General features: G+C 72.2%; 26 protein-coding genes. 12 read left to right on the forward strand and 14 right to left on the reverse strand.

Features of this window, described 5'->3' with window-relative positions:
* A partial coding sequence (locus ABD901_RS48160) for a hypothetical protein (protein ID WP_345139177.1) occupies positions 1 to 314 on the forward strand: 314 nt, incomplete at its 5' end.
* Here ABD901_RS48160 and ABD901_RS48165 read toward each other — a convergent pair.
* The gene (locus ABD901_RS48165) at positions 280 to 543 is read right to left on the reverse strand and encodes a hypothetical protein (RefSeq protein ID WP_345139180.1); all 264 of its coding nucleotides are present in this window, start codon (positions 541 to 543) and stop codon (positions 280 to 282) included. The genes ABD901_RS48160 and ABD901_RS48165 overlap by 35 nt on opposite strands.
* A 66-nt stretch (positions 544 to 609) precedes the next feature.
* Between ABD901_RS48165 and ABD901_RS48170 the strand changes: the two genes are divergently transcribed.
* Positions 610 to 1,053, forward strand: coding sequence for a DUF309 domain-containing protein (locus ABD901_RS48170; protein ID WP_345139183.1), 444 nt, complete (start codon positions 610 to 612; stop codon positions 1,051 to 1,053).
* 95 nt (positions 1,054 to 1,148) lie between these two features.
* Here ABD901_RS48170 and ABD901_RS48175 read toward each other — a convergent pair whose 3' ends face one another.
* The 5 genes from ABD901_RS48175 to paaK all read right to left on the reverse strand — a co-directional run bounded on the left by ABD901_RS48175 (position 1,149) and on the right by paaK (position 5,103).
* Positions 1,149 to 2,117: an NAD(P)-dependent alcohol dehydrogenase gene (locus ABD901_RS48175; RefSeq protein ID WP_345139186.1), complete on the reverse strand. Its 969-nt coding sequence runs from the start codon at positions 2,115 to 2,117 to the stop codon at positions 1,149 to 1,151.
* On the reverse strand, positions 2,114 to 2,773 hold the full coding sequence (locus ABD901_RS48180; protein WP_345139189.1) for a DUF4386 domain-containing protein: 660 nt from the start codon (positions 2,771 to 2,773) through the stop codon (positions 2,114 to 2,116). Before ABD901_RS48180 ends, ABD901_RS48175 begins: the two co-directional genes overlap by 4 nt.
* Positions 2,770 to 2,994: a helix-turn-helix transcriptional regulator gene (locus ABD901_RS48185; protein ID WP_345139192.1), complete on the reverse strand. Its 225-nt coding sequence runs from the start codon at positions 2,992 to 2,994 to the stop codon at positions 2,770 to 2,772. Before ABD901_RS48185 ends, ABD901_RS48180 begins: the two co-directional genes overlap by 4 nt.
* A gap of 4 nt (positions 2,995 to 2,998) precedes the next feature.
* The gene (locus tag ABD901_RS48190; RefSeq protein WP_345139195.1) at positions 2,999 to 3,418 is read right to left on the reverse strand and encodes a hypothetical protein; all 420 of its coding nucleotides are present in this window, start codon (positions 3,416 to 3,418) and stop codon (positions 2,999 to 3,001) included.
* Positions 3,419 to 3,804: 386 nt separating this feature from the next.
* Positions 3,805 to 5,103: a phenylacetate--CoA ligase PaaK gene (gene paaK, locus ABD901_RS48195; protein WP_345139198.1), complete on the reverse strand. Its 1,299-nt coding sequence runs from the start codon at positions 5,101 to 5,103 to the stop codon at positions 3,805 to 3,807.
* Between the two features lie 123 nt (positions 5,104 to 5,226).
* Between paaK and ABD901_RS48200 the strand changes: the two genes are divergently transcribed.
* Positions 5,227 to 5,415 carry a hypothetical protein gene (locus tag ABD901_RS48200; RefSeq protein WP_345139201.1) on the forward strand — a complete coding sequence of 63 codons (189 nt, stop codon included), beginning with the start codon at positions 5,227 to 5,229 and terminating at the stop codon, positions 5,413 to 5,415.
* Positions 5,416 to 5,447: 32 nt separating this feature from the next.
* Positions 5,448 to 5,987 (forward strand): DUF4865 family protein, encoded by a 540-nt coding sequence (locus ABD901_RS48205; RefSeq protein WP_345139204.1) that lies wholly within the window; start codon positions 5,448 to 5,450, stop codon positions 5,985 to 5,987.
* On the opposite strand, the gene ABD901_RS48210 is transcribed toward ABD901_RS48205, so the two are convergent.
* Positions 5,982 to 6,311 (reverse strand): STAS domain-containing protein, encoded by a 330-nt coding sequence (locus tag ABD901_RS48210; RefSeq protein ID WP_345139207.1) that lies wholly within the window; start codon positions 6,309 to 6,311, stop codon positions 5,982 to 5,984. The two genes, ABD901_RS48205 and ABD901_RS48210, sit on opposite strands and share 6 nt — an antisense overlap.
* Before the next feature lie 90 nt (positions 6,312 to 6,401).
* Between ABD901_RS48210 and ABD901_RS48215 the strand changes: the two genes are divergently transcribed.
* Positions 6,402 to 6,848 carry a response regulator gene (locus ABD901_RS48215; protein ID WP_345139210.1) on the forward strand — a complete coding sequence of 149 codons (447 nt, stop codon included), beginning with the start codon at positions 6,402 to 6,404 and terminating at the stop codon, positions 6,846 to 6,848.
* Here ABD901_RS48215 and ABD901_RS48220 read toward each other — a convergent pair whose 3' ends face one another.
* Positions 6,849 to 8,249, reverse strand: coding sequence for a GH1 family beta-glucosidase (locus tag ABD901_RS48220; RefSeq protein ID WP_345139213.1), 1,401 nt, complete (start codon positions 8,247 to 8,249; stop codon positions 6,849 to 6,851).
* Between the two features lie 266 nt (positions 8,250 to 8,515).
* Here ABD901_RS48220 and ABD901_RS48225 point away from each other — a divergent pair, with 266 nt between their 5' ends.
* From ABD901_RS48225 to ABD901_RS48240, 4 genes are all read left to right on the forward strand, one after another.
* Positions 8,516 to 11,983: a galactose-binding domain-containing protein gene (locus tag ABD901_RS48225; protein ID WP_345139215.1), complete on the forward strand. Its 3,468-nt coding sequence runs from the start codon at positions 8,516 to 8,518 to the stop codon at positions 11,981 to 11,983.
* A gap of 76 nt (positions 11,984 to 12,059) precedes the next feature.
* Positions 12,060 to 13,094, forward strand: a complete 1,035-nt coding sequence (locus ABD901_RS48230) for a LacI family DNA-binding transcriptional regulator (protein WP_345139218.1) — start codon at positions 12,060 to 12,062, stop codon at positions 13,092 to 13,094.
* A 47-nt stretch (positions 13,095 to 13,141) separates the two neighbouring features.
* The gene (locus tag ABD901_RS48235; RefSeq protein ID WP_345139220.1) at positions 13,142 to 13,969 is read left to right on the forward strand and encodes an aminoglycoside phosphotransferase family protein; all 828 of its coding nucleotides are present in this window, start codon (positions 13,142 to 13,144) and stop codon (positions 13,967 to 13,969) included.
* A 407-nt stretch (positions 13,970 to 14,376) separates the two neighbouring features.
* The gene (locus tag ABD901_RS48240) at positions 14,377 to 14,949 is read left to right on the forward strand and encodes a DUF305 domain-containing protein (protein ID WP_345139224.1); all 573 of its coding nucleotides are present in this window, start codon (positions 14,377 to 14,379) and stop codon (positions 14,947 to 14,949) included.
* A gap of 21 nt (positions 14,950 to 14,970) precedes the next feature.
* On the opposite strand, the gene ABD901_RS48245 is transcribed toward ABD901_RS48240, so the two are convergent.
* Entirely contained in the window at positions 14,971 to 16,203 is a 1,233-nt protein-coding gene (locus ABD901_RS48245; RefSeq protein ID WP_345139227.1) for an MFS transporter, read from the reverse strand.
* A 76-nt stretch (positions 16,204 to 16,279) separates the two neighbouring features.
* On the opposite strand from ABD901_RS48245, the gene ABD901_RS48250 reads away from it, so the two are divergent.
* Complete coding sequence (locus ABD901_RS48250) at positions 16,280 to 17,161, forward strand: LysR family transcriptional regulator (RefSeq protein WP_345139230.1); 882 nt, start codon at positions 16,280 to 16,282, stop codon at positions 17,159 to 17,161.
* 37 nt (positions 17,162 to 17,198) lie between these two features.
* Here the strand turns inward: ABD901_RS48250 and ABD901_RS48255 are convergent, their stop codons facing one another.
* The 5 genes from ABD901_RS48255 to ABD901_RS48275 form a co-directional block, all read right to left on the reverse strand.
* A complete protein-coding gene (locus ABD901_RS48255; RefSeq protein WP_345139232.1) occupies positions 17,199 to 17,642 on the reverse strand; it encodes a VOC family protein in 444 nt (147 codons plus the stop codon).
* Positions 17,643 to 17,792: 150 nt separating this feature from the next.
* On the reverse strand, positions 17,793 to 19,394 hold the full coding sequence (locus ABD901_RS48260) for a tannase/feruloyl esterase family alpha/beta hydrolase (protein WP_345139235.1): 1,602 nt from the start codon (positions 19,392 to 19,394) through the stop codon (positions 17,793 to 17,795).
* 78 nt (positions 19,395 to 19,472) lie between these two features.
* Positions 19,473 to 22,244, reverse strand: a complete 2,772-nt coding sequence (locus ABD901_RS48265; RefSeq protein ID WP_345139238.1) for a helix-turn-helix transcriptional regulator — start codon at positions 22,242 to 22,244, stop codon at positions 19,473 to 19,475.
* Positions 22,245 to 22,473: 229 nt separating this feature from the next.
* Positions 22,474 to 22,938, reverse strand: coding sequence for a hypothetical protein (locus ABD901_RS48270; RefSeq protein ID WP_345139241.1), 465 nt, complete (start codon positions 22,936 to 22,938; stop codon positions 22,474 to 22,476).
* A gap of 181 nt (positions 22,939 to 23,119) precedes the next feature.
* Positions 23,120 to 23,410 carry a hypothetical protein gene (locus ABD901_RS48275; protein WP_345139244.1) on the reverse strand — a complete coding sequence of 97 codons (291 nt, stop codon included), beginning with the start codon at positions 23,408 to 23,410 and terminating at the stop codon, positions 23,120 to 23,122.
* Between the two features lie 451 nt (positions 23,411 to 23,861).
* Between ABD901_RS48275 and ABD901_RS48280 the strand changes: the two genes are divergently transcribed.
* Both ABD901_RS48280 and ABD901_RS48285 read left to right on the forward strand, forming a co-directional pair.
* Positions 23,862 to 24,425, forward strand: a complete 564-nt coding sequence (locus ABD901_RS48280) for an ATP-binding cassette domain-containing protein (protein ID WP_345139247.1) — start codon at positions 23,862 to 23,864, stop codon at positions 24,423 to 24,425.
* Positions 24,422 to 26,563 carry a YhgE/Pip family protein gene (locus ABD901_RS48285; RefSeq protein WP_345139250.1) on the forward strand — a complete coding sequence of 714 codons (2,142 nt, stop codon included), beginning with the start codon at positions 24,422 to 24,424 and terminating at the stop codon, positions 26,561 to 26,563. The genes ABD901_RS48280 and ABD901_RS48285 overlap by 4 nt, the downstream gene beginning before the upstream one ends.
* The last annotated feature ends 137 nt before the right edge of the window (positions 26,564 to 26,700 follow it).

The raw sequence follows: 26,700 nt of genomic DNA on the forward strand, positions 1-26,700 counted from the left end.
TTCGCGCGCTTCCGCGCTTCGCGCGCTTCCGCGCTTCGCGCGCTTCCGCGCTTCGCGCGCTTCCGCGCTTCGCGCGCTTCCGCGCTTCGCGCGCTTCCGCGCTTCGCGCGCTTCCGCGCTTCGCGCGCTTCCGCGCTTCGCGCGCTTCCGCGCTTCGCGCGCTTCCGCGCTTCGCGCGCTTCCGCGCTTCGCGCGCTTCCGCGCTTCGCGCGCTTCCGCGCTTCGCGCGAGCCAGGGCAGGCACGACGGGCCAACTCGGCAGCGAGCGAGAAGCGCAGTTCAGCGTTCGACTGGGCGTCGCAGCGAATACGTGACCGCGTGGAGGCGGTGGGGCTGGCCGATGATCATCGCGGCGCGGTCGTACGCCTGCCAGCCCTCCGCGCCGGCGCGGTTGAGGTGGCGCAGGTCGTTGAACCGCTCGTCCGTGCCCCAGCGTTGGACCCCGCCGGGGTGGTGGAACACGGCGTCCCAGTCCTCGAACTTGTCCGTGCCCAGCGTGCCCGCCGCACGATACTCCAGTCGCGCATATTCCCATTGCGTCACGCGGTACATCATGCCCGACATCGAGCAACTCCACCGTCACGGATCCACGTGAAGTACCGTCGGAGGGTGGAGGCGGACAGGGATCGCGACGCGGCCGGAAAGGCCCGCAGCGCTCGGCCGCGCGACGAGCTCGGCCGGCCGCTGCCCCGCGGGGCGGCCGGTGTGCCGACGATGCCCGACGACCTCGTCGTGACGCCCGCCGAGGCGCTCGAGCGGGCGCAACGGCTGCTCGATGACGGGCGGCCGTTCCATGCGCACGAGGTGCTCGAAGCGGCCTGGAAGGCGGCGCCCGAAGCGGAGCGGGAGCTGTGGCGCGGGCTCGCGCAGCTCGCCGTCGGGCTCACGCATGCGCGGCGCGGGAACGCCGCCGGCGCCGCCCGGCTGCTCGATCGGGCGGCGCTGCGAATCGGGGCATACCGGGACGATCCGCCCCACGGGGTCGACGTGGCCGGGCTCGTCGCGTTCGTTGCGGCGGGCGGCGACGGCGTGCCCCGGCTCAAAAGAGGCTGAGCGCCGCGGGCGGCGACGGCGTGCCGCGGCTCAAAAGAGGCTGAGCGCCGCGGGCGGAGACGGCCTGCCGCGCCAAAAGAGGGTGGCGCCGAGGCTCAAAGGCGGCTGGACAGGGTGAGCGCGACCTTGCCCTTCGTCTGGCCCGCCCGCATGTACGCGATCGCCTCCGCCGCCTGCTCCAGCGGGAACGTGCGGTCCACCACCGGGCTGACCCGGCCGTCGTCGAGCATCGCGCGCAGGGTCTCGAGGGGCTCTGGCGCGACCCGGGACAGCAGGCCGGCCATGCGCCGGCGGCCGAACCGGCCGAGCAGGCCCGCCCGCAGCTGACGGTCGCTGCCCTGCAGCCACCGGCCGCCGCCCTCGGCGCCGACGATGACGAGCGTGCCGGTCGGGGTGAGCAGGCGGCGCAGGGCCGTCAGCGTGCGGGCGCCGCCGGTGTCGAGGACCAGGTCCCATTGGCCGGCCGGCTCGCCGCGGGTGTAGTCGAGCACCGAAGCGGCGCCGAGCGAGCGGACCAGGTCGGTCTTCGCCGTTGAGCACACGCCGGTGACCTCGGCGCCGAGCGCCACCGCGATCTGCACCGCGAACGTGCCGACGCCGCCGGCGGCGCCGAGGACCAGGACGCGCCGGCCGGGTTGCAGGCGGCCGGCGTCGCGCAGGCCCTGCAGGGCGGCCACGCCGGACGAGGCGACGACGGCGGCCTGCGCGAAGGAGAGCCGGGCCGGCTTGCGGGCCAGGCGGCGCTCGTCGGACGCTGCCAGCTGAGCGAACGAGCCGTCGGCGGCGCCGAACACCTCGTCGCCGACCGCCAGGCCGCGCACCTGCGGGCCGACCGCGGCGACCACGCCGGCGACGTCGAGGCCGGGGACCGGGCGCTTCGGCCGGCGCACCCCGAACCCAGCCAGGCGCACCGCGTACGGCAGGCCCTCGACCACGTGCCACACGCCCTGGTCGACGCCGGCCGCCCGCACCTCGACCAGCACGCCGGCCGGTCCGACGCCGGGGTCGGGCAGCTCGCGCGCCTGGAGCGGCGCGCCGTACCGCTCGCGCACCATCGCCTTCATGCCGCCACCGCCGCCCGCGTCGCGGCCGGAGTGACGGTGCGGATGCGGCCGGCGAGCAGCCACAGCACCAGCGAGATCTCGCCGATCGCCGCCAGGGCCAGCAGGACCGGCGACGCCGGGGTGCGCAGCAGGTCGCCGACGTAGCCGGCGCTGCCGATGATCGCCAGGACGCCGAGCGCCCTGGGCATCATCCCGGAGCGGTACACGACCAGGCCCAGCGGCAGCAGCCACAGGCCGAAGAAGATCTGGCCGATGAGGTACCCCTGCGCGAACACGTCCATGTAGAAGCCGGCGAGCCGGTCGTCGAACCCGCGCGTGGCGGCGACGAGCGCGGCGTAGTGGTTGAGCAGGTTGGCCGCCATCACCGCGACGGAGACGGCGTTGCACACCAGCGCCGACGTCGCGAGCCATCGCGAGACCGGGGACAACAGGGCGTACAACACCAGCGCCACGGCAAGGAAGCACGTGATGTTGACGAGGTCGCTGATCATCCCGAGGCGCCACAGCGCCGCCGATTCCCTGATGTGCGCCGCGGTGGCGGCGGCGTCGCCGTGCACCACGAGCTTCTCGCGCACGAACAACTGGCTGTGGCCGCCGCAGACGGCGACGATGAGATACAACACCCCGGCGGTCCGGGCCAGGCCCCGCTGCGTCATGCGTGCTCCTCCGGATATTGAAAGACTTCCTCGAGTGGTACGGCGAACACGCGCGCGATCAGGAAGGCCGTCTCGAGGGTGGGGGAGTACCGCCGCTGCTCGATCGCGATGACCGTCTGCCGCGTGACGCCGATGCGCTCCGCGAGCTCCTGCTGGGTCATCTCCCCGTGCGCGAAGCGCAGCGCCCGGATCGAGTTGGTGACTCGGGTCGGCTTGCCCACGGGCCTAGAACCCCCGCCGGTACGCGACGATCTTCACGACCGACGACACGAGCGCCGCCAGCGAGAACCCCAGGTAGAGCGAGTTGGCGATCCAGAAGTACGGCGCCTCGCGCATCGCCAGCACCAGTGGCACGATGGCGGCGATGCTGAAGACGTAGAAGGCGACGTACTCCCCGAGCCGATCGATCGCCCGGTCCCGCTCGTCGCGCGGCTCGGCCTTGCGCGGCCCCCACATCGCCGCCACGATCCCGGCCACGATGTTGAGAACGATCGCGCCCACGACGGCCGCGACCATCGGCCCGGCGTAGTGACTGGCGGCGATGCCGCCGGCGGGCGCCCGCACGAGCAGCGCCACCGCGTATGCGACGGGCACGACCAGGGCCACGACGGCGTAGATCCAGGCCCGCTTCTCAAGATTTGACATTCCAGCGCTCCATGTAAAGCATCTTTGACATGCTCGAAGGTAAAGCTGAGCAGACATCATGTCAAGAATGCCTTACATGTCAGGAGGATGCGCCGACCTTAACCGGATATGTCGGGCGCGCCAGCGCCCGACATATCCGACATATCGCATTTGCGCGTTTCTAGCGCTCGTCGAGCTTCGCCGGCCCGCTTCGCGCGAGCCAGGGGAGGCATCTAGCGCTCGTCGCGCACGCCGCCGGCCCGCTTCCGCGCTGCCAGCTCCCGCGCTTCGCGCGAGCCAGGGGAGGCGGTGCTCGGCGCGCGTTCCTAGCGCTCGTCGCGCTCACCACCGGCCCGCTTCCGCGCTTCGCGCGAGCCATGCACGCGGGCAGTGCTCGACGAGCGCTGCTAGCGCTCGTCGAGCACGCGCCGCATCTTGCCGGCCGAGCGTTCCACCGAGCCCGGGTCGAGGACCTCGACGCGGATGGTCACGCCGATCGAGCCCTTCGCCGCGCGCTCCAGGGACTCCGCGGCGGCCGCGGCGGACACCGGGCCGGCGTCGGGGCGGCGCTCGGCGCGCACCGTGAGCACGTCGAGGCGGTCGCTGCGGGTCAGCACGCACTGGAAATGCGGTGACAGGGCGGGCTCGCGCAGCAGCAGCTCCTCGAGCTGGGTCGGGAAGACGTTGACGCCGCGCACGATCATCATGTCGTCGCTGCGGCCGGTGATCTTCTCGAGGCGGCGCATGGTGCGGGCGGTGCCGGGCAGCAGGCGGGTCAGGTCGCGGGTGCGGTACCGCACCACCGGCATCGCCTCCTTGGTCAGCGACGTGATGACCAGCTCGCCGCGCTCGCCGTCGGGGAGCACGGCGCCGGTGGCCGGGTCGACGATCTCCGGGTAGAAGTGGTCCTCCCAGATCGTGAGGCCGTCCTTGGTCTCGGCGCACTCGTTGGCGACGCCGGGGCCCATGACCTCCGACAGGCCGTAGACGTCGACGGCGTGCATGTCGAGGCGCCGCTCGATCTCGGTGCGCATGTCCTCGGTCCACGGCTCGGCGCCGAGGATGCCGATCTGCAGCGACGTCTCGCGCGGGTCGAGGCCCTGGCGCTCCATCTCGTCGACGATCGCGAGCAGGTACGACGGGGTGACCATGATGACGTCCGGGCGGAAGTCGCGGATGAGGGTCACCTGGCGCTCGGTCATGCCGCCGGAGACGGGCACGACCGTGCAGCCGAGGCGCTCGGCGCCGTAGTGCGCGCCGAGGCCGCCGGTGAACAGCCCGTATCCGTAGGCGATGTGCACGATGTCGCCGGGGCGGCCGCCCGACGCGCGGATCGAGCGCGCCATCAGGCCCGCCCAGGTTTCGATGTCCCCCGAGGTGTACCCCACGACCGTGGGCCTGCCCGTGGTACCGGACGAGGCGTGAATGCGGGAAATGCGCTCCCGCGGCACCGCGAACATCCCGAACGGATAGTTGGCGCGCAGGTCGTCCTTCGTGGTCATCGGGAACCGCGCGATGTCGGCCAGGTCGGTCAGGTCGTCGGGGTGCGCGCTCGCCGCCTCGAACGCGGCGCGGTAGTGCGGCACGTTGTCGTAGGCGTGGCGCAGGGTCGCCCGCAGGCGGGCCAGCTGCAGGGCGGCCAGCTCGTCGCGGGAGGCGGTCTCGATCGGCTCCAGGATGCCCGGGGGCGGGGTGACGTCGCGCACATCCACATCCTGCACCCGCAGCTCAGGTCCCGCGTGGTCGCGATCACGGCGTATTTGCCAGAGATGATCTTTCTGAATCGATACAGTAATCCTAGAAGTCCTCCTGCGATTGGAGATCCCACGATGGAGACAGCCACCCGCCGGATGCGCGCCGCGGTCGAGGCCCGACGGGCTCGCCGGCGCCTGGCGAGGGAGATCGCGGCGTACCGGACACCGGCCGAACGCCTCGAGCTCGACCTGATCCTCGGCCGGCACACCGAGGACGAGATCGCCGAGATCGACGCGATCCTGCGCGAGCAGGCCGCCGCGTAATCTCGAGGTCTGTACCTACTAGTATGTACGGCATGGATGCCATGCAGTACGAGCTCACCCTGCCCACGGACTACGACATGGGGACCATCCGCGAGCGCGTGCGCCGCAATGGCCACGCGCTCGACGAGCGGGCCGGGCTGGGCCTCAAGGCGTACCTGATCCGCACCGCGGGCGTCGACGGCTCGCCGGTCAACCAGTACGCGCCCTTCTACCTGTGGAACTCCGCCGCCGCGATGACCGGGTTCCTCATCGGCGGCGGAGGATTCCAGAACATCGTGCGCGACTTCGGCCGCCCGCCGGTGCGGCACTGGACCGCGGTCGCCACGCTCGCCGGCCCGGCGCGCGACGAGGCGCCCGTCGCCGCGACCCGGCTCGTCGCGCCGCTCGCCTGGGGCGAGGAACTGCCGGAGCTCGCCGAGCGGCCCGGGCTGCACACGGCGGCGGTGGCCTTCGACATGTACCACTGGCAGCTCGTCCGCTTCGCGCTGTGGAGCACGCCGGACCCGCACGACCCCGGCGCCACCGAGCGCTACGAGGTGCTGCACGTCTCGGCGCCCGAGCCCCTGTCATAGCGCGGCGGCGGCCGCCTCCACGGTCTCGTACATCGCGAAGACCTTGTCCAGCCCGGTGATCCGGAAGACCCGGCGGACCCGCTCGTCCGTGCACACCACCGCGAGCGCTCCGCCGGTTTCACGGGCGCGGTTGTACGCCCCGATGAGCACGCCCAGCGTCACCGAGTCCAGGAACGTCACCGCGGAAAGGTCCACGACGAGCCGCTGATGCTGGTCGAGGGCGGCGCCGACCGCCTCGCGCAGCTGCGGCGCGTTGCCGACGTCGAGCTCGCCCTCGGCCCGCACGATCCCGTGCCCGCCGACCGTGTCGATCGTGAACGCCACGCCTAGACGGTAGCGGTCATCAGCGCCGCCGGCGGGGCGGGGTGGGGCGGGCGCGATACTGTGGGGCCAGCCTGTGTCGGGAGGGGCACGATGAGCAGCGAGCCGGCGGTACCGATAGAGATCCTTCTGGTCGAGGACGACCCCGGCGACGTGCTCATCACCCGCGAGGCCTTCGCCGAGCACAAGGTCCGCAACCGTCTCACCGTCTGCGCCGACGGCGCCGAGGCGCTGCGCCTGCTGCGCCGCGTGGGCCGCTACGCCGCCGCCCCGCGCCCGGACATCATCCTGCTGGACCTGAACCTGCCCGGCGTCGACGGCCGCACGGTCCTGGAGGCGGTGCACGCCGACCCGGACCTGAGCCGGATCCCGGTCGTGGTCCTGACGTCCTCGACGGCGGAGGAGGACTTCCTGCGCAGCAGCGAGCTCCAGGTCGACACGTACATCGCCAAGCCCGTCGACTTCGCCGGCCTGATGCACGTGGTGCGGCGCATCGAGGCCTTCCACATCAGCGTGGAGCGCTCGGTCCCTCGCCCCTGATCACACGTCGATCGCGTTGCCGGCGATCGCCTCGGAGTACCAGCGGCCGCTCGCCTTCACCGTGCGCTGCAGCGTCGCGTAGTCCACGTGGATCAGGCCGAAGCGGCGGCTGAAGCCGAACGCCCACTCGAAGTTGTCCAGCAGCGACCACACGAAGTACCCGCGCAGGTCCACGCCCGCCGCGATCGCCTCGTGCACCGCGGCCAGGTGCGCGCGCAGGTAGTCGATGCGCTCCGGGTCTTCGATGCCGCCGTCGGGGCCGACCCGGTCGTCGTAGGCGGCGCCGTTCTCGGTGACGTATACGGGCACGTCGCCGTAGTCGCGGCGGATGCGCACCAGGAGGTCGCGCAGGCCCGTCGGGTCGACGGACCAGCCCATGTGGGTGACCGGGCCCGGCGTGGGGTGGAAGCGGACGGCCTGCGCGGTCGGGTACGGCGTGTTGTGGTCCAGCTCGCCCGCCGGCGCCGCGCTGACCAGGTCGGGCTGGTAGTAGTTCACGCACACCGCGTCGATCGGCGCCGAGATCGTGGCCAGGTCGGACGGGCGCACGAAGTGCCAGTCGGTCAGGTCCTTCGTGTCCTCGATCGTGTCGGACGGGTACACCCCGCGCAAGATCGGGTCGAAGAAGATGCGGTTCAGCAGGCCGTCGATGCGGCGGGCCGCGTCGGCGTCGGCCGGTGCGGGCGTGAGCGGGCGCACGGCGCCGGCGTTCAGGGCCACCGAGACCTGGCCGGTCACGCCGGCGGCGCGCAGGGCCGCGACGCCCAGGCCGTGCGCGAGCAGCAGGTGGTGGGTGGCGGTGAGCGCGCCGACGTGCCCGCGCCGGCCGGGCGCGTGCCCGCCGGTGCCGTAGCCGAGGAAAGCCGAGCACCACGGCTCGTTGAGCGTGTTCCACATCGCCACCCGGTCGCCGAGGCGCGTCGCGACCGCGGCCGCGTACTCGCCGAAGCGCAGCGCCGTGTCGCGGCTCGTCCAGCCGCCGGTGTCCTCGAGCTCCTGCGGCAGGTCCCAGTGGTAGAGGGTGGCGACCGGTCGCACGCCCGCGGCCAGCAGCTCGTCGACGAGCCGGTCGTAGAAGTCCAGGCCGGCCTCGTTCCAGCCGGCGCCGCCGGCCCGGCGGACCCGCGGCCACGCGACCGAGAACCGGTATGCCGACAGGCCGAGCTCGGCCATCAGCTTCACGTCTTCGCGGTACCGCAGATAGTGCGCGGTCGACGTCGCGCCCGTGTCGCCGCCGTCGATGCGGCCCGGCTGCGAGGCGAAGGTGTCCCAGATCGACGGGGTGCGGCCGTCGGCGGACACCGAGCCCTCGATCTGGTACGCCGCCGTGGCGGCCCCCCACCAGAAGGTCGAGGGGAAGGTCAGCCGGCCCTGCGTGGCCTGCACCGCCGTCGTGCTCACACGTATCACCCCGTGTCGAAGTCGTCACCCTGTGGGAAGGGCTTGGAGAGCGCTCTCCAAGCCGTGTGACCAGACTGCGACGTGCCGTGGCCGGGTGTCAAGGTCGGCTGTGATGCCGATTCCGGCGTACCGCAGCAAATGGGGTTGCCCTGACATCGAAGACACTTGACACGGCCGAAACCGCGGGGCAACACTGCCAACCACTGGAGAGCGCTCTCCAAACCGCCACCGGCGCTCTCCCACACCCCTGTAGCAAGGAGCCTCTCGTGCATCCGGCGCACACGTCCGCCCCCGCATGGCGGAAACTGCTCAGCTCGCGATGGCGCATCGCCCTTGTGGTCGCTGTCGTCGCCGCCGTCGCCGTCGTGGTCGCGCCGTTCGCGCGCGCCGCCGACGGCCTGATCTCGCAAGGCAAACCGGTCACGGCCTCGTCGGTGCAGTCCGACGACCTGGCGCCCAGCTTCGTCAACGACGGCAACGACGGGACCCGCTGGGGCAGCCAGTGGAGCGACCCGCAGTGGATCCGCATCGACCTCGGCGCGACCGCCACGATCAGCCAGGTCACGCTGCAGTGGGAGGGCGCCTACGGCAAGGCCTTCCAGATCCAGACGTCGGCAGACGACCAGAACTGGACCGACATCTACTCGACCACGACCGGCACCGGCGGCAACCAGACGCTGGCCGTGAACGGCACCGGCCGGTACGTGCGCATGTACGGCACCGCGCGCCCGGGCGGCTACGGCTACTCGCTGTACGAGTTCAAGGTCTACGGCTCGTTCACCGGCACCAACCCGACCTCGGGCGCGTGCAACACGGCGAGCAATGTCGCGCAGGGCAAGACCGCCAGCGCCTCCTCGTCGGAGGGCGCCGGCAACGGCCCGCAGTACGCCTTCGACGGCGACGCCGGCACCCGCTGGAGCAGCCAGTTCAGCGACCCGCAGTGGATCCAGGTGGACCTGGGCTCGACCCAGTCGATCTGCCAGGTGGTCCTGCAGTGGGAGGCCGCCTACGGTAAGGCGTTCCAGATCCAGACGTCGGCCAACGGCACCGCGTGGACCGACGTGTACTCCACCAGCACCGGCACCGGCGGCACGCAGACCATCCCGGTGACCGGCAGCGGCCGCTACGTGCGCATGTACGGCACCGCGCGCCCGGGCGGGTACGGCTACTCGCTGTGGGAGTTCAAGGTGTACGCCGGCGGCAGCACCCCGCCGACCTCGCCGAGCTCGACGCCGAGCACCTCGACGTCGCCCACGCAGGACCCCGGCTGGACCACGGTCTGGCAGGACACCTTCGACGGCGCCGCCAACACCTCGCCCTCGGCGGCGAACTGGCTCATGCGCACCGGCACGCAGTTCCCCGGCGGCGCGGCCAACTGGGGCACCGGTGAGGTCGAGACCGCGAGCACCAGCACCGCCAACGTGTACCTCGACGGCGCCGGCAAGCTCAACATCAAGGCCATCCGCGACGGCGCCGGCAACTGGACCTCGGGCCGCCTGGAGACCCAGCGCACCGACTTCCAGGCCGCGCCGGGCGAGCAGGTGAAGTTCACCGCGCTGGTCAAGCAGCCCGACGTGGCCAACGCCGCCGGCTACTGGCCGGGCTTCCGCGCCACCGGCGCGGCGTACCGCGGCAACTTCAACAACTGGCCGGGCGTTGGCGAGACCGACATCATGACCGACGTCAACGGCCGCAGCCAGCTGTCGCAGACCCTGCACTGCGGCACCGCCCCCGACGGGCCCTGCGGCGAGTACAACGGCCGCACCTCGGGCCTGGCCACGTGCGCCGGCTGCCAGACCGGCTACCACGAGTACACCCAGGTCATCGACCGGACCAAGACGGACGAGGAGATCCGCTTCTACCTCGACGGCAAGCAGTCCTGGGTCGTGCGGGAGAGCCAGGTCGGCGTGACCGCGTGGAACGCCGCCGTGCACCACGGCTTCTACCTGCGCTTCGACCTGTCCGTCGGCGGATCGCTGCCCAACGCGGTCGCCGGCATCACCACCCCGACGCCGAACACGACCTCCGGCGGCGTGCTGTCCGTCGACTCGGTCACGGTCGCCAAGGCGACCGGCACCGTGCCCGCCGCGATGACCGACCCGGCGACGCCGGGCGGCCCGAGCGTGGTCAAGGTGACCGGCAGCCAGGGCAACTGGCAGCTGCAGGTCGGCGGCCAGCCGTGGGAGGTGCGCGGCCTGACCTACGGCCCGCCGCAGGGCGCGGCCGACGGGTACATGCGCGACCTGCACAACATGGGCGTCAACACGGTGCGCACCTGGGGCGTCGACGACGCGCAGACCCCGGAGCTGCTCAACCGCGCCGCCCAGCAGGGCATCAAGGTGATCGTCGGGCACTGGCTCAACCAGGGCGCCGACTACGTCAACGACACCACCTACAAGAACAACACCAAGACCGAGATCATCAACCGGGTCAACGCCCTCAAGAACTACCCGGGCGTGCTCATGTGGGACGTCGGCAACGAGGTCATCCTCACCATGCAGGACCACGGCCTGTCCGCCGCCGACGTGGAGGCGCGCCGCGTCGCCTACGCCAAGTACGTCGACGAGCTCGCCGTGGCCATCCACGCCGCCGACCCGAACCACCCGGTCACCTCGACCGACGCCTACACCGGCGCCTGGCCCTACTACAAGGCGAACTCGCCGCACCTGGACCTGCTGGCCGTGAACTCCTACGGCGCGATCGGCAACGTCAAGCAGGACTGGATCAACGGCGGGTACACCAAGCCGTACGTCGTCACCGAGGCCGGCCCGTCCGGCGAGTGGGAGGTCCCCAACGACGTCAACGGCGTGCCGAACGAGCCCACCGACCTGCAGAAGCGCGACGGGTACACCGCGAGCTGGAACGCCATCAAGTCCCACCCGGGCGTGGCCCTGGGCGCGACGGAGTTCCACTACGGCCTCGAGAACGACTTCGGCGGCGTGTGGCTCAACACGTACGGCGGCGGCTGGCGGCGCCTGGGCTACGGCGCGCTGAAGCAGGCCTACACCGGTACACCGCTGGCCAACACGGCGCCGCAGATCACCTCGATGACGGTCAGCAACCAGACCGCGGTCCCGGCGGGCAGCCAGTTCACGGTGAACGTCGCCGCGAGCGACCCCAACGGCGACACGATCCGCTACAACATGATGGCCAGCGACAAGTACATCACCGGCGGCACCGGCTTCCGCAACGTGAACTTCACGGAGAACGGCAGCACGTTCACGGTGACCGCGCCCGAGACGATGGGCGTGTGGAAGATCTACGTGTACGCGTTCGACGGCCAGGGCAACGTCGGCATCGAGACCCGCTCCTTCAAGGTCGTGGCGCCGTCGATCCCGGGCACGAACATCGCGCTGAACAAGACGGTGACGGCCTCCAGCTACCAGCCGACCGGCACCAACGGCCCGCAGCTGCCCTCCTACGCCACGGACGGCAACTACGGCACCCGCTGGGCCAGCGAGTGGGTCGACACCGCCTGGTGCACCGTCGACCTCGGCAGCAAGCAGGCCTTCAACAAGGTGTTCCTGGCCTGGGAGGCGGCGTACGCGAAGACCTACCAGATCCAGGTGTCCGACGACAACGCCAACTGGACGACGATCTACTCGACGGCGGCCGGTGACGGCGGCTTCGACGACATCAACGTCAGCGGCAACGCGCGGTACGTGCGCATGAACGGGCAGGTCCGCGCCACCACGTACGGATATTCCCTCTGGGAGTTCGGCGTCTACAGGTAACCATTTCGATGCGAAAGCGCTCTCCGGGGATTTGCCCCGGAGAGCGCTTTCCGTCGTCGTGCTATAAAAGCGCGTGATGAGCGAAAAACGGCGACCGACCCTGGAGGATGTCGCGGAGGCCGCGGGGGTTTCCCGGGCCACCGTCTCGCGGGTCATCAACGGCGTGCGCAACGTCGACCCGAAGCTGCACGAGATCGTGTGGCAGGCCGTCGACGCGACCGGCTACGTGCCGAACCGGGCCGCCAGGTCGCTCGTCACGCGGCGCAGCGGCACCGTCGCGCTGGTCGTCTCCGACGCCGTGTCGCACGACGACGACCCGTTCATGCGCCGCTTCTTCGCCGACCCGTTCTTCGGCCGCATCGTCGGCGGCGTGATGAGCGTGCTGCGCCCCAAAGGGATTCAGCTGGCGCTGCAGATCGTCGGCACGCAGGAGGCCCGCACGCGGCTCGTCGGCGACCTCGGCCAGGGCCAGGCCGACGGCGCCGTGGTCCTGTCCCTGCACCCCGACGACACCCTGCCGCAGCAGCTGTGCGACGCCGGCATCGCTGCCGCCCTCGTCGGCCGCCCCGCCCAGCCGGTCCCGATCTCCTACGTCGACCTCGCCAACGACGCCGGCGGCGCCCTGGCCGCCGAGCACCTGCTCGACCGCGGCTGCGGCCGCCTCGGCATGATCACCGGCCCCGCGCACGTGCCCGCCTCGCAGGACCGCCTCACCGGCTTCCGCCAGACCCTCGCCCGCCACGGCCACGCCTGGTTCCCCACCGTCGAGGGCGGCTTCACCTACGAGTCCGGCGAGGCCGCGATGCTCGAGCTGATCTCCCGCCACCCCACCGTCGACGGCGTGTTCGTGGCCAACGACCTCATGGCGCAGGGCGCCCTGATGGCCCTGCGCACGCGCGACGTGCGGGTGCCGGACGACGTCGCCGTGATCGGCTTCGACGACAGCAGCGCGGCCCTGGACGCCCGCCCGCAGCTGACCACGGTGCGCCATCCCCTCGAGGACATGGCGGCCGAGACGACCCGCCTGGTCCTGGCCCGCATCGACGAGCCGGACCTGCGCGTCGAGTCGGTCATCTTCGACCCGAAGCTCGTCGTGCGCCAGTCGGCGTGATCGCGTTGGACGCCGACGTTTTCATAGATGCCGATCTGGTACGCCATGTGCTTGACCAACAGCACCCGGACCTCGCCGGCGAGCTGACCCTCGTCGCCTCCGGCTGGGACAACGCCATCTACCGCCTCGGCGACGACCTCGCGGTGCGCCTGCCGCGCCGGCGCATCGCCGCCGACCTCGTGCGCAACGAGCAGCGCTGGCTGCCGCTGCTGGCCTCGACGCTGCCGGTGGCGGTGCCCGCGCCCGTGCGCGCGGGCGTGCCGTCAGACGGCTTCCCGTGGCCGTGGAGCGTCACGCCCTGGCTCACCGGCACCGTCGTCGCGGGCGTGCCGGTCGCCGCACGTCGTGGTCTGGCCGAGCCCCTGGCCGCCTTCCTCAACGCCCTGCACGTCCCCGCCCCCTCGGACGCGCCCGCCAACCCGGTCCGCGGTGTGCCGCTGTCCACCCGCTCGGCGGCGATGGCCGAGCGGTTCGCCACCGGTCGCGTGCCGCTGCACCTGCGCCCGTTGTGGGACGAGCTCGTCGCGGTGCCCGGCTGGTCCGGGCCGCCGCTGTGGGTGCACGGCGACCCGCACCCCGGCAACCTCCTCGCCGGTCCCGACGGTGGCCTCGCCGCGGTACTGGACTTCGGCGACCTCACCGCCGGCGACCCCGCCACCGACCTGGCCGCGGCGTGGCTCGTCTTCGACGCGCCGGCGCGGGCCGCGTTCCGGGCCGCCCTGGGCCCGCGCGTCGACGCGGACACCTGGCAGCGGGCCCGGGGCTGGGCCCTGAACATCGGCGCGGCCCTGGCCGCCGACGCCACCGGCACTCCCGAGATGACCGCGATCGCCGTGCACACACTCGACGCGGTGCGGGAGAGCGCTCTCCCATGATCTGTCAGTGGTTGACAGCGACACGGCCGGGCGGGAGACTTTCATGGTGTGGAGAGCGCTCTCCAATGGGTCGGGTGCCGGCGGAGCGCGCTGTCCAGGACGGCCGGTGCAGCGGGTCAGCAGGCTCGACGGGGGCTGACTGCGTCGCCGGGCCGGTTGCGTCTTAGCGGGTAACGGTCGTTCGTGTCAGTCATCCAGGCGGGGGCTGCCCGAAGCGACGCCGGTGTCTCCGGGCGGGGACATCGCCCACGCGCGCGCCGGCCGGGCGCGAGCCGTCCGCGACGGTGACCGGGTTGGGGTCTCCGCCGCCGGGCCGCGGCGGTCCGTCGAGGGCTCTGGGCGCCCTGGGGGACCGCCGCGACCGCACTCATCGGTTTCCTTGTCCTTTCGGAAGGGTTCTCACCGCCATGAGACCGCTACCGCTCCTGCTCGCTGCACTGCTGCTGGCCGGCGGCTGCTCCGCGCCGGCCGCGCCCGCCGCGCCTAGCCCGCCGCAGGCGCAGGCCGCTGCCGCCGCCGAGTTCGGCGGCACGGACCTGGCCTGGGTGGAGCTCATGATCCCGATGGACGAGCAGCTGCTGCCGCTGCTGGACCTCGTGCGCGACCGGGCCGCCGACCCGGCCCTGGTCTCCCTGGCCGGGGACCTGCGCGGGGTCTACGACGGCGAGCTGCCCCGGCTGCGTGCGCTCTCCGACCAGGCGGGCCTGCCCAAGGACAACCCGCACAAGGGCCACAAGATGCCGGGCCTGGTCGACGCCGACACGTTGTCCGCGCTGCGGTCGGACTCGGGTGCGGGGTTCGAGCAGCGGGCGGTCGCCTGCCTGCGTGAGCACCTCGCCCAGCTGGCGAACCTGGCCACGTCGGAGATCGCCAACGGCACCAGCCCGACGGTGAAGTCCCTGGCCGGCCAGGTGCAGCAGACCCGAACCGCCGCGACGTCCCGCCTGCCGGTTTTCACGGATATGTCCGCCACTCCGTGACGGACATATCCGACATTTCGGTTATGCGTGGGTTTTCGGTCGCAGGAGCGGGCGGCTGACGGCGATCGCCAGGGCCACGATCGCCGCGGCGAAGCCGAGCAACGCCACCGGGGCGCTGACCAGCTGCGTCAGCACGCCGAGGCCGAGGACGGGGACGGCCAGGCCGAGGTACCCGCCGAGGAACAGCCCGGACAGAGCCTCACCGCGCACCGCGGGCGGGGCCAGGTCCACCACCGTGGAGATCGCGCCCTTGAGCAGCGCACCCGCGCCCGCACCGGCCAGGACGCCGCCGGCGAGGAACGCCGGGAGCGACTCGGCCCACACCGCGGCGGTGAGCGTCACCAGGCCGAGCACGATCAGCGCCAGGCCGGCGGCGAGCTGGTCGCGGGTGGAGCGGCGGCGCAGGAGTACCTGCGCGACGGCCCCACTGCCGAAGACCATCGACGCCACCGCGCCGGCGAGGGCCCGCGACGGGTGGTGCAGCGTGCCGGCCACGAACGCCGGCGCCAGCGAGGTGAACAGCCCGAGCACCGACAGCGACGCGAACGCCCCGGTCGCCGCGGCGAAGTAGCGCGGCCGCGCCGCGACCGGCACGTTCACCTGCTGCGGGCGGTAGCGGCGCGTGCGCGTGGAGACGGTCTCCGGTACCGACGCGACGGCCAGCGCGGCGATCAGCAGCAGCCCGAGGAAGACGAGGTAGGGCGTGCGTAATGGCCCGGACACGTACTGTGCCAGCAGCCCCGACGTGACCGGCCCGATCGCGAACCCGCCGAGGTTGGCAACGGTGGCGACGAGGTCACCGCGGGCCCGCCCGGCGCCGGGCCGGGCGGCGGCGTGCAGCTCGGACAGGTGTGCGGTGGCCGTGGCCGTGATCATGCCGATCCCGAGCCCGGACAGCACCCGCGCGACAATGACGACGCCCAGCCCGGTGGAGGTGAGGAACAGCGTCGCGGAGAGCGCTTCGAGCAGCACCGCGGGGAGCAGCACCCGCCGCCGCCCGAGCCAGTCGGACACGTGCCCGGCCAGGAAGAGGCTGATGATGACGCCGAACGCGTACGCCGCGAACGCGATCGTCACGGCGATCGTCGAGTAGTTGTCGTGGCGCTGGTACAACGCCCAGAGCGGCGTCGGCACCACGGTGAACGCCAGCGACACGGCGAACGCGAACGCGATCGCCCAGAACCCCTGCTCGTGGCTGAGCCGGCGACCGCGAACGGCCCGGCGCACTTCCGGGCGGGACAGGACGGTGGTCATGCGGCCACTCTGCATCGCGCTAACCAGCACCGCCAACGAATGTTCGTGCTGACCACGATCACGGATAATGCTGGTTGTGGAGCTGCGTCATCTCGTGTACTTCGTGACCGTCGCCGAGGAACGAAACTTCACGAGGGCGGCCCAGCGCCTGCGCGTGGTCCAGTCGGGCGTCTCGGCCGCCGTCCGCGCCCTGGAGCGCGACCTGGGCGCAAGCTTGTTCGTGCGCAACTCCCAGCGCGTGACCTTGACGGACGCCGGCGCCGCCCTCCTCCCGGCCGCCCGCGCCACGATCGACGCCGCCCAGTCGGCCCGCGACGCCGTAGCCGAGGTCCACGGCGGCCTGCGCGGCACGCTGCGCATCGGCACCCTGATCTCGGTGGGCTTCGTCGACCTGCCCGGCCTGCTGGGCCGCTTCCGCGCCGAGCACCCCGCGGTCGACCTGCGCCTGCGCGCCGCCCCGACGGGTTCGGCCGGCCTGGCCGAGGACCTGCTGGACGGCGGCCTGGACGTCGCGTTCCTGTCCTTGTCGGGCCGGACTCCGGCGGGCCTGTCGGTCCGCACGCTGGCGGCCGAGCCGATCGTCGCCGTGCTCCCGTCGGCCCACCCGCTGGCCACCCGCGACCGCCTGTCGCTGTCCGACCTGGCCGACGAGCCGTTCGTGGACTCCCCACCGGGCTACGGCAACCGCACCGAGGTCGACCGCGGTTTCGCCGCCGCCGGCCTGCGCCGCCGCGTCGCCTTGGAGGTGGCCGACATCGCCACGGTCCGCGAGTACGTCCGCCAGGGCCTCGGCGTCGCCTTGATCCCACGCTTCTCGGTCCCGGACGAGCCCGGTTTGCGCATCCTCCCCGTCGAGGCCCGCCTGCGCTGGACGTTCGCCGTGGCGACGGCCGCCACCCGAACCCCGAGCGCCGCCCTGCGGGCCCTGCTCGCCCTGGTTGACGCCTTCCGCCGTTAGTGCCGTGACCACAAACGTGGCCTGGCATCCGGTCTGCTCAGCGGCCGGGGATGCGTTCGGTGACTTCCTGCAACAGGAAGCCGTTGCCGTCCGGATCGCTGAACGACGCGAACGAGCCGTACGAGCGCCGGCCCGGGTACAGCCCGGGCGCCCGCTTCTCGGTGCCCGCGTGGTGGAACACGCCGCCCTCGTCGTGGAAGATTTCGCTCACCTCGACGCCGTTGCCGACCAACTCGGCCCGCGCCTGCTCGATGTCGCTCACGATGAGGTGCAGGTTCTGCACCGAGCCCGGCTCCGCCGTGCTGATCCCGCTGCCGACGATGATCGAGCACTGCGAGCCCGGCGGGGTGAAGTGCACGACCCGGAAGTTCTCGCCGTCGACGTAGTCGAGGTCCTCCCGGAAGCCGATCCGCTTGTAGAAGTCCTTGGCCCGGTCGACGTCCGTCACCGGTAGCACGATGACCTCGAGCTTGTACTCCATGACTGCCACTCCTCTGCGGTTCGTGGATGCCGTCCGGCGTCCCGTATTCACGATCGCGCCGGCCGCGCCGTCGCCGCCCCAGGGAAGGACCCTGGCGACCACCCTGGCGGCCCCGGCGAACTCCGGGGCCGCCGCCTTGTGCGGATGGGGTCAGGCGTTGACGCAGTGGTAGTTCGCGGCCGAGGCCGGGTCGCCGTGGCCGGTGTAGCGGGCCACCATCGGGTACCGGCAGATGTCGCGGGTGACACTGCCGTCAGCGGTCGCAGCGGCGAGGGTGGCCGGGGCCTTGCCCTTCTCCACCCAGTTGACAAGCGCACCCAGGTCGTCCGTGGGCTGCGGGCCGGTACCGCCTCCGCAGTGGTTCACGCCCGGGAGCAGGAACAGGCGGTAGAAGTCGTCGACCTTCTTGTCGCCGCCGAGGGTACGGGCGACCCGCTCGCGATAGTCGACGGTGCCCTGGGTGGGTACCAGCTCGTCGGTCTGCCCGTGCCAGCTGAGCAGCTTGCCGCCGGCCTTGGCGAACGCGGACAGGTTCGGGTCGTCGGTACCGATGATGCCGTTGAACTCCCGCTGCGAGGCGCGGAAGAGCTGGTCGAATGACCGGTAGGTGAGCTTCGTGGTGTCGAACGACGGGTCCTGCGTCACGAAGTACTTCACCCAACTGTCTGCCACGAAGAACGGCGCGCCGGGAGTGGCCAGGGCGGCGAGGCTCGCGCCCTTGTTCGGCCCGTACCAGAGTTGCTTGCCGTCCGGCGAGACCGGCCCGGCCCAGACCTTGTTCACCGCGTCCGCGGTCGCCTGGGAGATCGCGATCTCCTTGCCCTCGCAGACGACCTTGGTACCGACCAGCCGCCGGGCGTCCCAGTGGCAGTCTTGCGGGTTGTCGATGATGCCGTCTTTGACCCCATCGAGGGTGTCACAGGCCTGGACCGCGGCCGTGGTGAACGCCTGCAGCTCGCACTGGGTGGGCGCGACCTGCTCCTCGTTGAAGACGGCCTGCGACCAGAGGGTCGCGACCGCGAACCGGTCCCAGTTGATCGCCGGCGCCTTGGCCAGGATCCCGTCGAAGTCCGTCGGGTAGTCCTGGGCCTCCTCGTAGCCCTGGCGGCCGCCGGTCGAGCAGCCGTTCCAGTACGAGTAGGTCACCGGGTTGCCGTAGTACCTCCGGGCCACGTCCTTGCCGACGACGGCCATGTCGTGCAGCGAGCGGGAGGCGAAGTCCTGCAGCAGCGGGGTGTTGATCGTGCCGGCCGAGGTGAGCGCCCAGCCACTGACGTCGAGCGGGTTCGCACCGACACCGGCGTCGGTGGCCGCGGCGACGTAGCCGGCCTTCATCGCGGCGACCAGCGGCGAACCGAAGTCGCCGGCGAGATAGGCGCTGCCGCCGGTGGCCTGGAACCGGCCGGTCCAGTTCTTCCGGTCCTGGGGCAGCGCGACCTTGATCGTGACGTGGTCGTTCGCTCCGGAGTGGGTCACCGTGACCGTGACGTCACACCAGGCCGGCACGTCGGTGAGCGTCTCCTCCTGGGGGTGCAGCGGGGGAGCGGCCGGGAACGTCACGGTCCCGCCGGCGTGGGCGACCGCCGTCACGGCTTCGACAGCGGTGCCGGCGGGCGCGGAGACGGCAACGGCGGCACAGCTCGTGGCGGCAACCGGCTTTCCGTCGCGGAAAGCGGCATTGGCGGCCATCGGCACCAATGCCGCTGCGACCGGTACCGCCGCCGCCATCAGGATGATCAGTGGTCGTTTCATGCCGACCAGACTCACCGGCGACACCCGGGCGGCACCCCAGGGCAGCACCCTGGGTCGTACCCGGGGCGCTCCCGCGGGTCACCGGTCGCGCAGGGCGGAGGCCAGCTCGCGGCGGGAGCTGATGCCCAGCTTGGTGAAGATCTTGCGCAGGTGCCATTCGACGGTACGCGGACTGAGGAACAGCACCGCGCCGATCTCCGGATTGGTACGCCCCGCCACCGCCAGCCGCGCGATCTGCGCCTCCTGCGAGGTGAGCTCCTCGCGTACCCCAAGGGTCCGCTTGCGTACTGTCTCGCCGGTGGCCGCGAGCTCCCGCCCGGCGCGCTCGGCGAATCCCTCGGCCCCCATGGTGGTGAACGCTTGGTGCGCGGCGCGCAACTGGTCCCGCGCGTCTGCGCGCCGGCCCTCGCGGCGCAGCCATTCGCCGTAGAGCAGGCGAGCACGCGCCGTTTGCAGGCTGAGCCGGGTCGCGCCGAACTGCTCGACCGCCGTGCGGTAGTGCTCCTCGACCGAGCCGGCCGGACCGGTCAGCGCGTCCGCGAGTGCCTGTGCGCCGCGCGCCCAGGCCGTGTCGACGACAGACGTACGGGCGGCGAGCCGGTCCCGCGCCCCGGCCGCGACGCTGTCCGCGCCGGCGCGTACCGCAGCCTCGACCAGCTCCCCGAGCGCCCACTGCACGACAGCGAGGTCTTCGTACCGGGCCGCCTCCAACGCCGCCTCCAGCGCCGCCGGGTACTGGCCGAGCCCGTTGAACAGCACCGCTCTGCTGTATCCGGCGACGGCGAGGTTCCACCCCAGGCCATCCGACTCGGCGTACCGCACAAGAGCCTCGATGAGTTCCAGCGCCGGCTCCTCGTGCCCGCGATGCGCGGCCAGAATGACCGTGCTGGCCGGATGGGGCGACGCGCCGGTGACGTTCCCGAGGGCCTCGGCCTCGGCGAGCAGCTCCGCCGCGTCAGCGAAGCGGCCGGTGTGGATCAGCGCGGTGGCACGGAAGGTCAGCGCGGCCTGCAGGAGGGACAGCGTGCCGCTCGTACGGGCGTAGCTGACGACCTGTTCGGTCCTGGTGAGAAATGCCGCGTCGTCCCATACCTCGTGCGCCACGGCCCCGCTCAGCCAGGCCAGATCCAGGTCGTTCTCGACCGCGACCGCTGCCAGGGCACGGGTGAACAGCGGCACTGCCGCCGCATGCCCCTGTAGGACCCACGCCGTCAGAGCCGCGAGCAGCAGACCAGACGGATCCCCGCCCGGCGTGACGTCGCGGGCGGCCGTCGCCGCCCGACGCAGGTCGTCGCCGCCGAGTCGCCCCGCGTTCACGGCCGCGCCGATCGCCGCCAGGTAGGTTTCCCGAGCCGAGACGGGATCCAGCGCCTCCAAGCGGCGTGCGGCCGCCAGCAGTGGCGGTCCCGCTGCCCGTCCGGCGTTGAGCGCGAACGCGGCCTTGGCGCGCAGCCGCTCCGCTCCGGCCTGCTGCACCGGGTCGAGCGGACCGAGTTCGGCGGCGGCCAGCAGATCCGACACGTCGGCGAGGGCCCCGGCGGCGAACCGGGCCTCGGCGGCGGACAGGATGCGCCCGGTGCGCTTGGCCTGATCCGGGGTGAGCTCGGCCGCGCGGGTGAGGAAGGCGGCGGCCGCGGCCCGGCCGCCACGGGCCATCGCCCGGTCGGCCGACTGCTCCAGCTCGGCGGCGACCTCTTCGTCCGGTCCCAGCGCGGCGTGCGCCCGGTGCCAGGCGCGCCGGTCGGGGTCCTGCTGGGGGTCGGTCACCTCGGCGAGCGCCCGGTGTACGGCGCGCAGCTCGGTGGGCTCGGCGGAGCGCCGGCTGGCCGAGCGGACCAGCGGGTGCCGGAACCGGACCCTGGTACCGATCTCGATCAGGCCCGCGGCCTCCGCCGGTGCGGCGGCGTCCAACCCGATGCCGAGCCGCTCGGCCGCGCGCCACAGCAGCGGCACATCGCCGACCGGCTCGACGGCGGCGGTGAGCAGCAGCGTGCGGGTATCCGCCGGCAGCGCGGCGATGCGTCGCTGGAAGCCCTCCTCCACCCGGCTCACCAGCGGCGTCGTGCTCCGTCCGCCGAACCCGAAGGCCAGCTCCGCCGGCGTGAGACCGCGTGGCAGCTCGAGCAGGGCGAGCGGGTTGCCGCGCGTCTCCGCGACAATCCGATCGCGTACCCGGGCATCCACCGGCCCGGGGAGCACCAAGTCCAGCAACTCCCGCGCGTCCGCGTCCGACAGCCCCTCGACGCGCAGCTCCGGCAGCCCGTCGAGGATTTCTTCGTCACCGGGGCTGCGCGCGCCGAAGACCAGGGCGACCGACTCGGCATCCAGCCGCCGGGCGACGAAGGTGAGGATCACTTCGGACATCCGGTCCAGCCACTGCACGTCGTCCACGACACAGACCAGCGGCTGCTCCGATGCGGCCTCGGCGAGCAGCCCCAGCACGGCCAGCCCGACGAGCAGCGCCTCCGGTGGCTCGCCGGCGCTCAGCCCGAAGGCGGTGGCAAGCGCGACACGCTGCGGCTCGGCGAGCCGGTCGAGGTGGCCGAGCAGCGGCGCGCAGAGCTGCTGCAGGGCGGCGTAGGCGATCTCGGACTCCGGCTCCACCCCGGCCGCTCGGATCACGCGTCCGGCCGTAGCCTGCTCGTGCAGGTAGTCGAGCAGGGCCGTCTTGCCCGCTCCGGCCTCGCCGCGCAGGACGAGCACCCGGCTCTGCCCGGCGCGGACGTCCCGCATCAGCCGGTCGAGCGCCTCCTGCTCGCGTCGACGCCCTCGCAGCGCAGAAGTCTCGGTGTTGACGGGCACGTCACCCAGCGCTCCTGATCCCGGCGAGTCGACAACTGGCCCGACCATGCCGCCCGGACCTCACGGCCGCCGGTCATTGTCGCTGCTCACACGGGCTGGCAGTAAGCCAGTATGACGGGGCACACAGAACCGGGTTTACCTCGCGGGACCGGCGCCTCGCCGGCGGCGCTGACGATGTAACCGTCGGACACGATTGACCTCGCAGCGTGAGGACCCGGCCGGCGCGGCGCGCTCGGCGGGAGGAAGAGGGGGATGAAGTGTGCCGGAGCGCAGCGGGTCAACGACTTGCGCGCAGCGACGCCTTGTTGCGGGCCTCGATGGCCTTGACCGTGCTGGCCAGCGCCTTCGCCAGGACCCCCTTGGCCACCGTGCGGAACAGGAACCCGAATACCCGTCCCTTGGCGTTCTTACCGTCTCGCACCACCACGGCGTCGATGCTGGTCGTCCCGTCGGCGTTGCGGGTGATGGTGTAGACGTGTCCTGACGCACCGCCCCACAGGTTCGAGTCGATCGTCTTCATGACCACTCGCCGGGGATCCGACCAGTCGTACCGCAGCCGCTCCCAGGCCTGGCTGGTGCCCTCGGTGACATCCGCGAATGTCGGTCCCTGCTCGTGCACCTTCAGGAATTCATCCGAGTCGGCACCGAACAGCTCGGATCGGCCGGGCCCGAAGTCGATCAACGCCGCCAGGACCTGCTCGGGAGTGGCGGTGGTGGTCTGGTGAAGGCGAATGGTTGCCATGTCTGCTCCTTGGCGTCAGGGGTCCTCGCTGGGGACGACCCCTCGGATGCCTCAAGCCTGCCGAGAAGCGCCGGCGCTCGCCCCCGGGTGGGCCACTGGCGTACCCCCGGGCCGGTGCCCTGGCCGCCCCGGGGGACCCCGCAAACCCGACCATGGTGTGACAGCGGAGCGTCACGAGGCGTTACCGTGCGCAGGATGCGCCGGTCAAGGCCAGGTGGCGAGGGCGTGGGTCGGGGCGGTGGCGGGCGTACACGGCGTTCACCGTGGCTATCGCCCAGCGCATGCGGGCCACCGCCACCTCCGGGTGGTCGCCGAACTCGCCGGCCACGCAGGCGGCGCAGCCGCGGCTGCCGAGGCGGGCGAAGGCGTCCGCGATCGCGCGGCGGACCACGCCGTCGGGCGGCGTCTCTGACGATTGGACACTCGATACGAATAGCGCCTCGGCGCGCGCCGCCGCCAACACGTCGGGCATTTCGCACCTCCCTGGAAACGTTCGACCTGAGCATCACCGTACGAACGCGGTGTGCTCAGGCACATCCGGGCCGTACCCGGGGCGGCCCCTGAGCCGGGACCCTGAGGGCAGCAAGGACTCACCAAAAGCCGCCGAGAATGGGATCCACACTCAGTAGAGCACCGTGGCCAGGGCGGAATACACCGGGGCCCGAAAGTTGCCGAGGGGATCTGGCCGTCCGTCGTCGGCGGTGCGGGTGACGTCGGGGGAGCAGGCGCGTGAAGCCGGCGTCGTTGCCAGATCGTCCACAGTGGACTGTTGGTGACGTCCAAGCGCGCTGGTGTGCGCGCAACCCGGAGCCGTCGCCGCGCCCGCGTGAGGGTGAGGCCGGACACAAAGCCGCGTCAGGAATAGCGGATGCGGTACCCAATGTTTTTAGACTGACTGGTCAGTTCAAACTTGGGAGGCTGCCATGGCCGATGAGGTGCTCGTCGCCGAGAACCTGGGCGCACGCACGCGGCGCGGGTGGGTGTTCCGCAACGTCGACCTCGCCGTGGCGGAGGGTGAGGTCGTGACCCTGTCGGGGGCGGCGGGCAGCGGGCGTACCTCGCTGCTGCTCGCCCTCGCCGGGCACTTCAAGACCAGCGAGGGCACGGTCCGCCGCTCCACGCGCGGGGCGCTCGCCTACGTCGCCGGGGTCAACGAGCCCGAGCCGGGCCTCACCGTCGCCGAGCACGTCGAGGAGCGCCTCATGCTGCTCGGGCGCGCATCCTGGTCGCCGCCGAAGCGACGACGGCAGGCCGTCGAGCTGCTTCAGGGGGTACCACTGAAGCCCGAAACCCTCGGCAGGGACCTGGATCCGCTCGGCGCGCACCTGCTGTGCCTCGCCCTCGCGCAGGTCAACGAGCCCGGCATCATCTTCGCCGACGACGTCGACAGTGGACTGTCCGAAGTGGAGCGGCAGACCCTGGTCGGCGCCCTCAAGGACAGCGGCGCCGCGGTCGTCGTCACCGCGCGCGAGGAGGTGGCGGCGTGAACCTGTTCGAGCTGCGGCGCTTCCTGCGCGCCCCGATCACCGTCGCCGCGCTGGTGGTGCTGGCGCTGATCCCGCTGCTGTACGGCGCGCTGTACCTCTGGGCGTTCTGGGACCCGTACGGCAACATGCGCCACATCCCGGTCGCCATCGTCAACGCCGACCGCCCCGCGCGCGCCGCCGACGGCAGCACCCTCAACGCCGGCAAGGACCTCGCCGACGAGCTGCAGCACCGCGACGTGTTCGGCTGGCAGCCCGCCACCGCCGAGCAGGCGCGCAAGGGCCTCGAGGACGGCCGGTACCAGCTGGTGTTCCAGATCCCGGCCGACTTCTCGGCCTCGCTGGTCACCCCGCCCGACCCCGCGAAGTCGCCCGAGCGCGGCCGCCTGCTCGTCGTCAACGACGACGCCACCAACTACCTGTCCGGCCAGCTCTCCCGCAGCGTGTTCACCGAGGTGCGGGCCGGCGCGTCGGGCACTGCGGCGCGGCGGTACTTCGACCGCATGCTCATCGGGTTCACCGACCTCAAGACGCAGACCCAGCAGGCCGCGGACGGCGCCGCTCAACTCGCCGGCGGCGCCGCCGACGCCCGCAACGGCGCCGGCGACCTGGCCTCGGGCGCCGACCGGGCCCAGTCCGGCGCCGCCCAGCTCGACCAGGGCCTGGCCCGTTCAACTGCGGGCTCGCAGCAGTTGTACGACGGCCTGGTCGCCCTCGACGCCGGCGCCGCACAGCTGGCCGACGGCACCGCACAGGCCGCGGCCGGCGGCCGCCTGCTCGCCGGCAAGGTCGACGCCGCCGCCGACAAGGCCGAGCCTGCCCTGCGCGACAACGCCGAGCTCATCGCCACCGCCGCGACCGCCATCGCCGACGGCGCCGACCTCATCGCCCAGCACCTGGACGCGCTGCCCGCCCTGGCCCGCACCGCGGCGCAGCAGACGGCGAAGACGAGGTCCGACCTGGAGGCTTTGGGTCAGCGGTACCCGCAGATCACCGACAGCACCGAGTACCGGACGGCGCTCTCGGCCGCCGACGCCGCGGCCAAGGCGGCGCAGCAGCTCCAGACCCGCCTCGACACCGGCGACCTCAACGCCCTGCGCGCCCAGATGGCCGAGGTGGCCGCGACCGCACGCAAGGTCGCGGCGGCCGCACCGCACCTGGCCGACGACGTCGCCGCCGCCCGCGCCCAGGTCGACGCCCTGGCCGACGGCCTGGAGGCCCTGGCCGGCGGCGCCGAGCGCCTCCACACCGGCACCGGCACCGCGGTAACGGGCGCCCGCGACCTCAACGGCGGCCTGTTCCGCCTGTCCACCGGCGCCCGCCAGCTCGACGACGGCCTCGGCACGTTGTCCGACGGCAGCCACCGCCTGGCGTCCGGCCTTGCCGGCCTGGGCGACGGCGCCACCCGCCTCGCCGACGGCCTGTCCGACGGCGCCGCGAAGATCCCCGGGTACGACCCCGACACCCGCGCCGACCGCGCCGGCGTCCTCGGCGACCCGGTGTCGTTGCAGCGCGACACCGAGCACCCCGCAGCCACGTACGGCGCCGGCTTCGCCCCGTACTTCCTGGCCCTGGCCCTGTGGGTCGGCGCGATGATCAGCTACATGGTGCTGCGTCCCCTGACCCGCCGCCACCTGGTCTCCGGCGCCCGCCCGTACCGCGCCGCGCTGGCCGGCTGGCTCCCCGCGTTGCTCATCGGCGTCGTCCAGGCCGGGGCGCTCTTCCTGGTCGTGCGGTTCGCCCTGGGCCTGCACCCCGCGCACCCGCTCGGCATGTTCGCCTTCCTGTGCCTGACCGCGGTCGCCTTCACAGCGCTCGTCCAGTGGTTCGGCGCCCGCCTGGGCCCCGCGGGCCGCCTGGTCGCCCTGGCCGTTCTGATGCTGCAGCTGACGTCGTCGGGCGGCACGTACCCGATCGAGACAACGCCGGCGTTCCTGCAGGCAGTCCACCCGTTCCTGCCGATGACGTACGTGGTCTCGGGCCTGCGCCACCTGGTCAACGGCGGCCCCGGCGGCACGGTCCTGACCGGCGCGATCGTCCTGTTCGGCTTCGCGGCGGCGGCATTCGCGCTGACGACCTTGGCCGCCTGGCGGGGCCGCAAGCTCACCCCGTCGAAGCTGCACCCGGACCTCGTGATGTAGCCCCGCCTTTGCGCGCACTTCTGGGGCACGCCGGCATTTTGTCTCCACGATCCTGCGTTTTCGACCCTCCGACGGGCCCGTTTTTCATGATCGTGGAGAGAAAGTGTCGGCCTGAGTACGTTATGTCTCCACGTTGA

This window comes from Dactylosporangium darangshiense (assembly GCF_039537565.1).
Lineage (GTDB): Bacteria > Actinomycetota > Actinomycetes > Mycobacteriales > Micromonosporaceae > Dactylosporangium > Dactylosporangium darangshiense.